At 38.3% G+C, this 11939-nt stretch carries 11 protein-coding genes and 1 pseudogene; 4 read left to right on the top strand and 8 right to left on the bottom strand.

The window, feature by feature from the left end:
• Nucleotides 1-16 precede the first annotated feature (16 nt).
• Nucleotides 17-748, top strand: coding sequence for a 4'-phosphopantetheinyl transferase superfamily protein (locus ABDV70_RS10155; RefSeq protein ID WP_343597494.1), 732 nt, complete (start codon nt 17-19; stop codon nt 746-748).
• Nucleotides 749-863: 115 nt separating this feature from the next.
• Here the strand turns inward: ABDV70_RS10155 and ABDV70_RS10160 are convergent, their stop codons facing one another.
• The 5 genes from ABDV70_RS10160 to ABDV70_RS10180 are packed head-to-tail and all read right to left on the bottom strand — an operon-like array spanning nt 864 to nt 6850.
• Nucleotides 864-2291: a hypothetical protein gene (locus ABDV70_RS10160; RefSeq protein WP_343597496.1), complete on the bottom strand. Its 1428-nt coding sequence runs from the start codon at nt 2289-2291 to the stop codon at nt 864-866.
• Between the two features lie 18 nt (nt 2292-2309).
• Nucleotides 2310-3401: a TniQ family protein gene (locus tag ABDV70_RS10165; RefSeq protein WP_343597497.1), complete on the bottom strand. Its 1092-nt coding sequence runs from the start codon at nt 3399-3401 to the stop codon at nt 2310-2312.
• A 19-nt stretch (nt 3402-3420) separates the two neighbouring features.
• A complete protein-coding gene (locus tag ABDV70_RS10170; protein ID WP_004787350.1) occupies nt 3421-4272 on the bottom strand; it encodes a TniB family NTP-binding protein in 852 nt (283 codons plus the stop codon).
• Entirely contained in the window at nt 4269-6158 is a 1890-nt protein-coding gene (locus tag ABDV70_RS10175) for a Mu transposase C-terminal domain-containing protein (RefSeq protein WP_343597499.1), read from the bottom strand. The genes ABDV70_RS10170 and ABDV70_RS10175 overlap by 4 nt, the downstream gene beginning before the upstream one ends.
• Nucleotides 6155-6850 carry a TnsA endonuclease N-terminal domain-containing protein gene (locus ABDV70_RS10180; protein ID WP_109703641.1) on the bottom strand — a complete coding sequence of 232 codons (696 nt, stop codon included), beginning with the start codon at nt 6848-6850 and terminating at the stop codon, nt 6155-6157. Before ABDV70_RS10180 ends, ABDV70_RS10175 begins: the two co-directional genes overlap by 4 nt.
• Nucleotides 6851-6964: 114 nt before the next feature.
• Between ABDV70_RS10180 and ABDV70_RS10185 the strand changes: the two are divergent.
• A pseudogene (locus ABDV70_RS10185) lies at nt 6965-7618 on the top strand (ATP-binding protein); the annotation flags it as partial.
• Between the two features lie 67 nt (nt 7619-7685).
• Here ABDV70_RS10185 and ABDV70_RS10190 read toward each other — a convergent pair.
• Nucleotides 7686-8471: a TorF family putative porin gene (locus ABDV70_RS10190; RefSeq protein WP_343597502.1), complete on the bottom strand. Its 786-nt coding sequence runs from the start codon at nt 8469-8471 to the stop codon at nt 7686-7688.
• 317 nt (nt 8472-8788) lie between these two features.
• On the opposite strand from ABDV70_RS10190, the gene ABDV70_RS10195 reads away from it, so the two are divergent.
• Nucleotides 8789-10069, top strand: coding sequence for an OprD family outer membrane porin (locus tag ABDV70_RS10195; RefSeq protein ID WP_343597504.1), 1281 nt, complete (start codon nt 8789-8791; stop codon nt 10067-10069).
• An 83-nt stretch (nt 10070-10152) separates the two neighbouring features.
• Here the strand turns inward: ABDV70_RS10195 and ppa are convergent, their stop codons facing one another.
• Entirely contained in the window at nt 10153-10680 is a 528-nt protein-coding gene (gene ppa, locus ABDV70_RS10200) for an inorganic diphosphatase (protein ID WP_343597506.1), read from the bottom strand.
• 194 nt (nt 10681-10874) lie between these two features.
• Nucleotides 10875-11273: an MAPEG family protein gene (locus ABDV70_RS10205; RefSeq protein ID WP_343597507.1), complete on the bottom strand. Its 399-nt coding sequence runs from the start codon at nt 11271-11273 to the stop codon at nt 10875-10877.
• A 108-nt stretch (nt 11274-11381) separates the two neighbouring features.
• Here ABDV70_RS10205 and ABDV70_RS10210 point away from each other — a divergent pair, with 108 nt between their 5' ends.
• On the top strand, nt 11382-11768 hold the full coding sequence (locus ABDV70_RS10210) for a hypothetical protein (RefSeq protein ID WP_343597509.1): 387 nt from the start codon (nt 11382-11384) through the stop codon (nt 11766-11768).
• Nucleotides 11769-11939: the final 171 nt, after the last annotated feature.

The following is an 11939-nucleotide window of genomic DNA, read 5'->3' on the forward strand; positions in this document are numbered from 1 at the left end:
TGAGAGTCGCGTAAATATGATAAAAAGTATCCAAAATTTAGACGTATTCAATGGAGTTCTTTCAAATTTCATAAAATTCAAAAAAGTTTATTTTTTGGATGAAAGTAAGAATCTAACCATTATGCACTGTGAATTTGATCCCAATTTTTATTCAGATTATCTAGCATTAGAGCTTTTAGGCACCGAATTATTTACAAAAATATATAAAGCTGTAAAAAAAAGAAAAGCTGAGTTTTTAGCTGGACGGGTGCTCTCAAGTTTTATTTTGCGTGAAATGGGATATAGCAATTTGAAAGTAGATATTAGTGCAGATGGAAGTCCCCATTGGCCTTTAAATATAAAAGGCTCAATAAGTCACTCTAATAACTCTGTGATTTGCGCTGTAAGCCCCATTGTTAAACGAATAGGAGTAGATATCGAATATTTACAGCCTACTGTCCCAATTGATCTTATGGAAAATGTGTTAAATCCAGGAGAATATGAATTCATGGCCAGCACCGGCCTCGATCCATCTCATATATTTTCTTTCGTTTTTTCTGCAAAGGAGAGTCTGTTTAAAGCCCTATATCCAGAGGTGAATTACTATTTTGATTTCAATGCCGCAAGAATCATATGGTTAGATCTGAAAACAAAAAGGTTTAAGATAGCCCTAACCCTTGACCTCAATGATATCCATCATAAAAATAGAACTTATGTTGGTAAATTTTCAATCACAGCATCTCATATGATCACAGCAATTTTTGAGTAGAATCTTTTATGATTAATTAATAGATTCTTTTTAGCTAAATTAATGTCCTAATTAACCTGATAAATACTTCTGGAAACTTAAAATTCAGATTTAATTTTATCAAGTTACATTAACGTTACCTAATCCCGTTACACAATAAATTAGGTATCCAATAATACTGATCGCCAAACTTCACTTCAAAGCCATCATTAAGCACACTAAAATTAACACTATCCATATGATTAAAAATAGATTTATCTAAATTGTGGAAATACATCAATCCTAACTTTATCCACTCTAGTTCATCAAAATTTTCCTCTGGAACTTTCATGATAGCTAATAATTGTTTTTCCAGTTTCTTCATATTACTCTTTTTAGTCATTTTTTTATCTAATACCCATGAAGTATCAAGGTTTGTACCATAATTCTTGTTTAAAAAATTAAGAAAGCCAACCGCAGCGGAAGCTTGCCCAGGAGAATTAAATAAGTAATATTTTATATGCCACATAGTTGGTAAATCTAAACGCGATTGGCTAACTAGCAACATTAAAGCAGAAGCAGGTTTCATGGCTAAACGGGCAGAACGTATACTGGTTTTCCCTAAATATATTTTACTTTTTAAAAACTGATAATAATTTTGAAGAATCTGGTCTGAAAGTGGTGAATTAGAGCATGAGTTCGCCAGTTTCCTCAATTGGTCATATTCAGAACAATAACCTTTAGACTGTGTATCTATTTGTAGATGATGGACTGCAACCAACCAACGCATTGGGAGCTCATATTTGCGTAGACCGCTTGTTCTTAATCTGTGTATTAGAGAACCATAATCTGGAATCTGATCCCCCCAAAGATCATTAGTTTTTTCAAAAAACTGAATGTGTTTAACAATTAGCAATGCAGCCTTATGTGGTCCGATCTCATGATCAAGCCAATTCATATAATCTTTAAAGTAACCTTTAAGATTAGGATTCACTAGCGTTTGAACCAGTTCCTTAATCCTATTGCCCAATATTCTTCGCCACGAACATGATTCACAGTATTTCCCATATCCAGCAGGAATCTGTTGCTGACAGGTTAGACATTGAAATGGTGGACAGCTTAAACATTTCTTACACAGCATCTTTCCTGACAAAACATCCTGTTCAACCAACCTATATCTTCTACAACTTTGGCATGTCTGGTAATCACGGGTTGCACACTTTGGGCAAACTCTTAAATTATCCTCAAAACGGCTGATACGAGACAAACGTTGTGATGCCACACCACATCGCTCACAAGCTTGAAACTCTTTAAAATAAACTGAGCAGCTATTACAAACAGGTCCTTGTTCCGTTATTTTGCCTACAGGGTAATCAATACGTTGACATCGAATACAGGGACGGTTAGTTTCACATTTTTGGCAAACAGCCAATTGATCAGTTTTGTGCAATCTTGAGCTTTTACCACATGATGGGCAATCCTGTTTTTTAAAAACTCTTACATAGCATTTATGGCAATAATTTCGCTGTTTATAGCATCGATGTATCTTTTCAACCGCATCACCACACTCATCACACTGAGGCATGGAGTTTCCCTCTAAAGATTATCCTAATTTTCTTTTTAATCTCAAAAACTTTCGTATTACAGCCTCCTTACTTTTAGGTTTCAGGGTATCAACCAATGCTCTCTTTGGAGGGTAGTTCCGATAAACCGAACCTAACTGTTCTTCAATAGGTCTTAATATGGCTGGCAACTGGTTTCTCTTATCCCAAAATGAAGATCTGTTCATATTTAAAGATTGTGCTGTTTCAATAAATATTTCTAGGGGAATGATGAGTAATTGAAAAATACAGGAAAATAGCCGTTCCCGCTCGATAACTTGAAATTGGCTAATAACCAATCCATTCGAGATAAGCTCAGAATGGGGTACCTGAATCTTGAGTTGTTCAAGAAAAGCCCATCCTTTTCCAGTTGATGAACTAGCTAGAACTTTTCTAATAAATTGTGAAAATAACTTAATCACCGTTAACCAATCATTTAGCGAAATCAAATTATCCTGATAGGTTGCACGGCCTTGTTCCAAGAATTGATCAAAGATTTTTTGGAATGCTAAGGCATGACAATCCATAAAACGTTCATTAACCTCCAATAAGCTTTTTTTACATATTGAACAGCAAGTCATAACCTGATCAGGGGCTTCAAGACGCCTAGGTTGAATGGCATTATGACAATGCGGACATTGATCATGTAAACGCTGATTATGTTTCATACAGCCTGTATGCCAAGCAAAGCGCCAAGGCAAACGGAAATAGGCAACATCATCCTCAGACAAACACTTAGGACAATATTGCCAGCCACCTCGATGCTTGCGGTTTCTTGTACCTAATACCAGATACCATGAATCAAGGGTTCGATTATCCAAGTTATATTTAAATAAGAAATTGCTAAGCGTAGCTGAATCAAATTGGCTTTCATCAATTTTTGTTGTATTGACCAAGGCCCGTAAATGCTCTGAGCTTAAACCTCGATCTACATCTACTGACCAAATTCGCCATTTAGGCCAGAGTACCCCAGTTAGACTTAATGGGTCACAACCACTATCGAGTGCAGCACGTATCAACCATGAAGACAATGCCTCATCTTTCTGTAAAGTCGTGGGGATAAACCATGAATGGACTTCTGTTGTACCTATCATACCTAATCCTCCACATGGCTTATTTCACACTTTCTAGTAAGCTACGGTCGATAAACTCCTGACCAGAAACAATAGCTTTCTTTGCAGCTTCCCGTAAAATTGTTCGCAGATTACCTAAATTTCCATCGGTAATATCATGTAGATATTTTACTGTTGCTGGCTCAGCCAGTTTGGAAGCCTGTTTGAGTGGAAGAACTTTTTCAAACTTATTTACCATGGCCTGAAAGTCCTTATCTAGTTTCCATAAGGGCAAATTAACCACACGAAAACGGCTTACATGCTGTGGATCAGTACGCAGGACACTAATCGCTTCTTCTGTACCAAACCCAACAATGGGTATCTGTGTTTCATTACACAAATACTTAATTGCATTCATTACTGTTCTTTGCTTAATCGGGCTGCCACATAATAAAGAATTCATTTCGTCGATAATGAGGAGTTTTACCTCGTAAAGTTTAAGGCAATGAACCACTTGGTAACGTAGCTTCGCAACAGGGTCTCTTTCTCGAAAGGGAACCCAGAACTTATCAAGAATAGCCATATACAAAGCTTTTTCATCAGGTGAAACAGGTGCCTGCACAACAATTACAGGTTTTACTGCATTATTTTCTGCATTGACATAACCCTCCCCATACAGCTTAAAGAACTGATTAATAATTGAAGTCTTACCATTATTTGGCTTACTCAATACCAGTAAGTTGGGCATACGGCTCCGCTTCGGCAGGGTCAGGAATCCTTTCAATTGGTCTAGTAAGTCATTGGCTGCTGGATACCCAATCCATCGGTCCTCTTCCAGGAAGTAGAGTCTGTCCTCATTAGACTGTTCCACAATAGGGCGAAACTCTTGAAAAACATGTGAATAGTTACTCATGAAATATCCTCATCATTTTCCAGCTCATCGAGAGGCAATAAACCATATACGCTTTCAAGCTGTTGCTCCAAAATCGTACTCTTTTGTTGAGGTTTTTTGCCCTGAATTGACGCAGGGTTAACACTCTGTAGGTGTTGGGTACTGCGCTGATGTGATCTGCGAGCCCGTCGAGTTTTAGTGCTTGCTTCCTGAACACGTTCCCGAAGTTTAGCTAGAGCCTGTCCAAGTTCATGATCCTTTAGATATTCGCCAGTTTCCTTTTTTAGTTCCCGAATCTTTTTGTGTTCCCAAATACTAAATGGTGGAATACTTTGATCAGCTAAAGGAACCTTAAAATAATTTTTGATTTCAGGATCAAAGAACCATATCTCACTAATATTTCTTGGATCACGCCTAAAGATAAATTTACGTTTTTCTTTTTGATTATCAGGATCTACGGCATTAATCCAACCTCTTAGCACATTAGCATAATAAGCAAGGCCATCGATTGTTACACCTGTTGTTTGAATCGTCCTTTCAAAACTTGGTAGAAAATCAAGAAAGAAATTATGATCATTTGCAGGCAATCTGGCAGCTCCAGAACCTAACGTGTTTTTATCGCCAAAAATACCCAACTCAAAAGCATGTAGTGGAGAAGTACCTAAAGCGGAGTGCTTTCTTTTATGGTAAACATTACAAATAAAATCAATCAACCAGTCCTCAAATTCGGAGAATGTGAAAACTGCTTCTGTATCTGAGTTGTAGCCTTTTCTTTCAAAAATATTTGAAAAAGTTGTTCCTGGAACTGCATGAATATCGGTTGCAAATGTTCCCATCAAACGTTCAATGTGGCCACCAAAACGTGGTTTTTTAACTGGTCTGTATTCCAGACGAATGTCATGGGCCATACAAGCATTTCTAAAAGTTTCTGAGTGAAACTCAGGTCCATTATCGACATGAATAGTGTTCATAATTCCCCAGACAGGCCATTCAGCTTGTATCTTGCGCGAAGCTAGCCATTTCTCTTTAGGCAGTACTGCTTGAGAAACACTCATTGCAATCGACATAACAGAGGGAGCATCCAATGATAAGTAATAACCTACAACTACCCTCGAATAGACATCAATTGCCAATGTAAGAAAAGGTCGTCCAATAGGACGCCTGTTAAAATCATCCACCAGAATAAGATCAACGGGTGTATGGTCAATCTGTACGACTGCAAGTGGATAATCAGCATGAGGGAATTTCCCTGCGGCAGGTGTAAATTTGTTATCGGCTTTTTCCTTATGCCCCCTCTTACGAAGAGCCTCCCTTTGGCTAATTGCAGCAATACGGTTTCTTACTGTATTGGCATGAGGCACATCCAAAATATGGTATTCATGACATAAGCGTTTCACTTCAAGTACAACTTTTTGAATACTGATTCTTTGATTAGTCAGGTATAAATCCTTAATGACTTTTTCAATGATTGCTTCAGCATGCTTATTAATTATCTTTTTGCCTTGGGGCAATCCCTCTTTTCTTGGTCGCAATCCATCAATAGTTCCATATGCCTTATAAATTTTTAACCATCTATATATGGTGGCTGGATTTATATCATGTTCCTGAGCCCGCAACTCTACTTCCTTACGACCACTCACACCTCCCTCAATGAAAGGACGGATGATGTTGAAACGTCTTTCAGCCTCAATCCAGTCTTTATCAGCGATGAGCTCTAAATCTTCATGCTGTTCCACAGCTATTGACGGCCTTAATTCACTGATAGCCGCAATATTTTTCCTACCTGTATTATTGTTTTCAACAAAAACTGATTTCAGGTCAATGACTTCAATAATCGTATGAGGAATCCCTTTTATCTGAACAGGCTCCCCAGCAGCTATTTTGATATTCACACGTCTATCATTCATGACAAACTCCCACTTACCCAGAGTTCAGTAGATGGCTGTAAAGGTGCACTTAAATCGCAAACTAGATAACCATGAGCAACTAAATACCAGATTTGACTAATTCCATTTGCTCTATCCCATTTGCCAAGAAAATGTCTGGCTAATAGAGTCTCAAAAGTTACTGCTTCTCGATCTCTCACATAATCCAGTAAGTGCTTTGAATCAGCAGAGGGAAACTCCATCTTTCGGTACTTTTGTAAAAACATGGCATTCGACCATAACTGGTCCCGAATACGCCCCTCATGTGCAATATGAAATTTCCAACCCTCTTCTTTGCATACCCTCATGGCAGCACGATATCTAGCTTTCCATAGATGTAAATTAAGTTGCAATTCATCTGTAGGTTTTACTTCGACCAGTTTGGGTGCAATAAATGGAAGAAAATCATCATGCTTATAAGTTACGAGATAATCTGGGGTGTAAACTCGTTTCTGTCCATTATCAAAATACTCAATGGTAAAGGGCTGGGATTCAACAGCAAGAACATTAGGGTCAACCTCTAATCGAATAAGGAAATCTCGTTCCAGTGTTGATTCAAAGGCCACTGCGGAATCTTTTTTAAAAGGGTATAAACCAGATACACTAATGCGTGTATTACCAATTTTTCTTCGAGCTGGTACGATGTTAACGGTGTCGCATGATTGATTGTTCATTCTGGGTTCCGTTGCATAGTTCTTTATAAAATTTGTCGCATAGTTCTTTGTAAAAGGTGCTCTAAGTCATTGAGCCTAGATCATATTGTCGCATAGTTCTTTGGAAATGACAGTGGTTCATCACCAAAACCAGGGGAAATTACACTGGCGCATTATGGTGTTTTATTTTTGGATGAACTTCCCGAGTTTGACCGCAAGGTACTAGAAGTTTTACGCCAACCTCTAGAAAGTAAAGAAATTATTATTTCCAGAGCAGCACGGCAAATCACGTTTCCAGCTCAGTTTCAGCTTGTTGCAGCCATGAACCCTTGCCCGTGTGGTTATGCGTTTAATCAGGATCATCGTTGTCAGTGTTCAGCCGAAGCCATTAAGCGTTACCAGAACCGTATTTCTGGCCCGCTACTTGACCGCATTGACTTACATATTGATGTGCCGCCTCTTTCAAACCAAGATTTGCAAAGTGAGATTGTCCCTGAAAATTCGGCTTCTGTCCGTCAACGCGTGATTCAGGCATATCAACAGCAAATCCAACGTCAGGGCATGCCCAACCATGCCTTATCTGCGACACAACTGGAAAAGTTCGCAGTTCTTTCGCCAGAAACCAAAACTATTATGGCATTAGCTCAACAACGGTTGAATCTATCTGCGCGTGGTTATCATCGGGTTTTACGTGTTGCACGAACCATTGCAGACCTTGCTCAAAGTCAGCAAATTCAGTCGGAACACCTTTCTGAAGCCCTGTCTTATCGAAGTCCTTTTCAGACCTAAGAAAGTCAAATGTAGAAAGCCGCTGATTTGCAGCGGCTTTCTTTTATTTTTATCAAGTTACACAAGTTTAAAATGCTTTTGTTAAAGTAAAGACTGCACCAGTATCAACCCCACGATTTGCAGCACCACTGAAACCATCAATATTACTACCCACAGCATCTAACTCTGCAGTTAAACCAGAAACGGCTTTAAAGTTATAGGTCACGCCTGCTTTCCAGTCCACGAAGTTGTCATCTTTCGGATTACCATCTGAGTTAAGTCCGTAAATCTTTTTATCTGCTTTGCTATAACCCACACTTGCAACACCACCAAAGCCTGTGTCAGCAAAAGGCACACTATAAGCAAGGTTAAAGTTCCAGTTATCGACTTTTTTACCATCAATTTTTCCTGCATCACCACCGTATTTATTGGTATAGGCAATACTTGGTACAAGGCTATCACCTTTTACAAACGCATCAGCAAAGGTTAATTTTCCGTAAAGTTCAGGCCAACTATAATCACTTGCACTTGGATAATTATAATAAACCACACCAACATCCAAGGTTGGTTTAATCGCCCCTAGAGTCAACGGCGTCGTAAAACCAATCGATGGATCTAACTCTAAATGCGCTGTTCCAAAGTTCACATTTGAAGCAAATGCTGAAAAATACAAACCTGATTTATGCGCTAAAGTAAAAGATCCTTGAATTGCTGGATCATTTTCTGTCTGAGTTTGTCCACGCCAACGGTAATCCGTGGTTAACGCGACATTACCACTCAACGTTAAACCATACTGTGCCAACCCATTTTCTTCAGCAAATGTAGCTGTTGAAAACGTTGATATAACGATTGCTGCTGCGAATATTTTTTTCATGTGACATCCCCTACAGGTGATTTATATTTGTTTAAAACATATTTCAGGTTTACTAATATTAAGCAATTTCTGTGCCAAACCAAACCATTACTTCACAATCAGCCCTATGAAAAATCAGCTCCATCTCACCTATAAATAAATTAAAAAATCATATACTTAATTTAAATTAAAAATCTTTAGAAGAATAATTGCAATTTTTTTTACTAAAAATGTTTGATCAAAGCAATATTTCTATATTAGATTACATGTACATTTTGTTACTTATTACCCGTTATTCTGCAACAAAATATTTTTATTTATCTCATCAGGGGCAGCCAATGCTAAACGTACCAAAGCTACCATTAGTTCTTTTTATTCAAACGTTGCTTGTTTCTCCAGCCTTTGCCAGCGAACAGAGCGAATCGAAAGGTTTTGTTGAGGATGCGAACGGTTCAATTTTATTCCGTACAGGTTTTATCGACCGTGATAAAAAAAATGTTGCTCCTGGTGTAGATACCCGCTCTAGCGTTCAATCTGCAATTGTGAATCTTGATTCTGGCTTTACCCAAGGTACAGTTGGTTTCGGTGCTGGTGTTGTCGGTGATTTCTCATTCAAATTAGGTGATAACAAACACTCTGGCAACCAAATGGTTCCTAGAGATTCAAATGGCAACCCATATGATCAATGGACTCGTGGTGGTGGCTATGTTAAAGCACGTGTATCTAACACGACTTTAGTTTATGGTACTCAAGTTCTTGATATTCCTGTACTTGCTAGTAATACAGCACGTATGGTTCCTGAATATTTTACAGGAACTTTACTGACCAGCCATGAAATTAAAAATCTGGAAGTGATTGCGGGTGAATTTACCAAAGACCAAATGTCTGACCAAATTGCGACCGATCAAAACCATTTAAAACGTGCCTATGTTTGGGGTGCAAAATATAAATTTAATGACCAGTTCAATGCCTCTTACTACGGTTTAGACAGCAAAGATAAATTACAACGTCATTATGCCGATTTAAATTACAAACTCCCACTCAGCGATAAAAGCTCTTTGACTTATGACCTTAGTGGTTATCATACAAAATGGGATAGAGATGCAGCAACTTCTTCATCAAAACCAGATGTTGATTTATCTAAACGTTCAAACAATATTTGGGCATTTTCAACCACTTATAACCAAGGCGCGCACAGTGTAATGCTGGCTTACCAACAAAGTACAGGCAACACTGGCTATGCTTATGGCGAAAACGCTGATGGTTTCCAAAGTATTTACTTGCCAAACTCGTATCTTTCAGACTTTAACGGTCGTGGCGAAAAATCTGCACAAGTTCAATATAACCTAGACTTTGCAACTTACGGTATTCCGGGTCTAAGCTGGACATCAGCTTATGTCTATGGTTGGGATATCAATACTGTTACAGACAACAATGCCAAAGAACGTGAATTCTTTAACCAATTGAAATATACCGTTCAATCAGGGTTTGCAAAAGGTGTGAACTTGCGTGTACGTAACTCAATTTACCGTACTGATCATGCGTATTCATCAGACTACTACATGCCTAGCACAAACGAATGGCGTATTTTCCTAGATATTCCAGTTAAACTCTTTTAATCCACACGGATAAATGAGAATTAAAAAAAACCTACACTTTCGAGTGTAGGTTTTTTATTTAGACAGAAAAATCTAAATTTTTCTTATTTTTTAGCAGCTTCAATGGCTTTCAACACTTCAGCTTTTGCAACGTCAGCACCTTCCCAGCCTGAGATTTTCACCCATTTGCCTGGCTCTAGGTCTTTATAATGTGCAAAGAAATGTTCAATTTGGTTGATCAACAATGCAGGAAGATCTGTATATTCTTTAACATCTTTATAAAGCGGTGTTAATTTTTCGTGCGGTACAGCAACCAATTTTGCATCAATACCACCATCATCTTCCATGTTCAATTTACCCACTGGACGGCAACGAATCACTGAACCAGGCGCAACTGGATATGGAGTAACAACCAATACGTCTAATGGGTCACCATCTTCAGACAATGTGTTTGGAACATAACCATAGTTTGCTGGATAAAACATTGCAGTTGCCATGAAACGGTCAACAAACAATGCGTCTGAATCTTTATCTACTTCATATTTGATTGGATCTGCATTTGCTGGAATTTCAATCACAACATAAAGGTCATTCGGTGCATCTTTACCCGCTGGGATATTGCTATAACTCATGATAGTACTCTTTTAAAGTCAGCCAGTTGAAATGTTTGAAACACAAATACGATTCAAACTGATGGATGGAGAAGGATTATACCGATTACACAGTTAAATTTTAATGTTCCGCCAAGAAATATCTTTTCACTGTATTTATTTAGTGCAAAATCGGTTAATTTCAAACACCAGATTTTTAAGTGCACTCTTTTGGATTAGTACAATCGACTTACCAAAATTAATAATAAAACAGGACAGCACATCGACAGCAGCCAAATAATCGAACGCAATGTCGCCCAATTGGCAAGGTAACAGATTCCGTAACCCACACGTAAAATAATATACGCCCAGCCAAAAGTCATAATCACACTCTGATCCAGCACCATATATTCTGCCATTAAAATAGCGACAAGAAATAAAGGTAAACTTTCAAAACTGTTTTGTTGTACTGCATTGGCACGTGCTGCAATACCTGTTGCTTTGGCTAGAAATTCTCGTGGCTGTTGATTATCTTTTAGCTTAAATCCAGCAGTTATTTTGGCAATCATACTGAAGCCATACGGCAATAAACATGCAATTAAAATCAAATAAATAACGCCACTGATGCTTTGCATCTTCAAGAATCTCTTTATATTGGAATGCAGATATTGCATGATAGCATGGCTTTTCTATCTGTTTTTCTGTTAAATATAACGATTTGTATTATTTCATTTTGGATGCCCATGGCCGACCCGAACCAAAAAGAGATGCTTGCTGCATTGGAACAACAAACGCTTTCACAGCGCAAAGTTGATCGTATTTTAAAAATTGTCCTCCCGATTACGGCTTTTTTGATCAGTATGATCTGCGCCAATTTCAACTGGCAATCGACCGTTGGCACATTCGTGATGCTTACTGTTGCATTTTGGGCAGTCGGAATTCGTAGATGGTCAATCTGGGTTTGGCTTGCGCTGACTGTGGTCTATTGCCTGATTGATAACTATTTTAGCTATCATGGTCTTTTAGATGTAAAACATTTAAAAATGCAACTGGCAGGCATGTTGCCCTTCCTGATCATCATCCATGTCGCACGACCTTATCTAGACCGCTTGATGCTTGAAAAAAACTAAGCTTTAAAAAGTATAGCCCTATAAAAAAAGACCGAAATTTCGGTCTCAGACTGCTGACAAAGGTTGTTCCCACAAGGACAACCTTTTTCTATAATGGAAAGATGCTGAAATCTAACTCGACCCAACAAGAAATTGAGATGGTGACACTCGATAGCCTCGTGCCCAAAGATC

It is taken from the genome of Acinetobacter sp., from assembly GCF_039596015.1.
Taxonomy (GTDB): Bacteria; Pseudomonadota; Gammaproteobacteria; order Pseudomonadales; family Moraxellaceae; genus Acinetobacter.

Excerpts from the sequence above, each read along its gene's own strand:
- ABDV70_RS10155 (WP_343597494.1), top strand. The coding sequence starts at position 17 with ATGATAAAAAGTATCCAAAATTTAGACGTATTCAATGGAGTTCTTTCA.
- ABDV70_RS10160 (WP_343597496.1), bottom strand. The coding sequence starts at position 2,291 with ATGCCTCAGTGTGATGAGTGTGGTGATGCGGTTGAAAAGATACATCGA.
- ABDV70_RS10165 (WP_343597497.1), bottom strand. The coding sequence starts at position 3,401 with ATGATAGGTACAACAGAAGTCCATTCATGGTTTATCCCCACGACTTTA.
- ABDV70_RS10170 (WP_004787350.1), bottom strand. The coding sequence starts at position 4,272 with ATGAGTAACTATTCACATGTTTTTCAAGAGTTTCGCCCTATTGTGGAA.
- ABDV70_RS10175 (WP_343597499.1), bottom strand. The coding sequence starts at position 6,158 with ATGAATGATAGACGTGTGAATATCAAAATAGCTGCTGGGGAGCCTGTT.
- ABDV70_RS10180 (WP_109703641.1), bottom strand. The coding sequence starts at position 6,850 with ATGAACAATCAATCATGCGACACCGTTAACATCGTACCAGCTCGAAGA.
- ABDV70_RS10190 (WP_343597502.1), bottom strand. The coding sequence starts at position 8,471 with ATGAAAAAAATATTCGCAGCAGCAATCGTTATATCAACGTTTTCAACA.
- ABDV70_RS10195 (WP_343597504.1), top strand. The coding sequence starts at position 8,789 with ATGCTAAACGTACCAAAGCTACCATTAGTTCTTTTTATTCAAACGTTG.
- ppa (WP_343597506.1), bottom strand. The coding sequence starts at position 10,680 with ATGAGTTATAGCAATATCCCAGCGGGTAAAGATGCACCGAATGACCTT.
- ABDV70_RS10205 (WP_343597507.1), bottom strand. The coding sequence starts at position 11,273 with ATGCAAAGCATCAGTGGCGTTATTTATTTGATTTTAATTGCATGTTTA.
- ABDV70_RS10210 (WP_343597509.1), top strand. The coding sequence starts at position 11,382 with ATGGCCGACCCGAACCAAAAAGAGATGCTTGCTGCATTGGAACAACAA.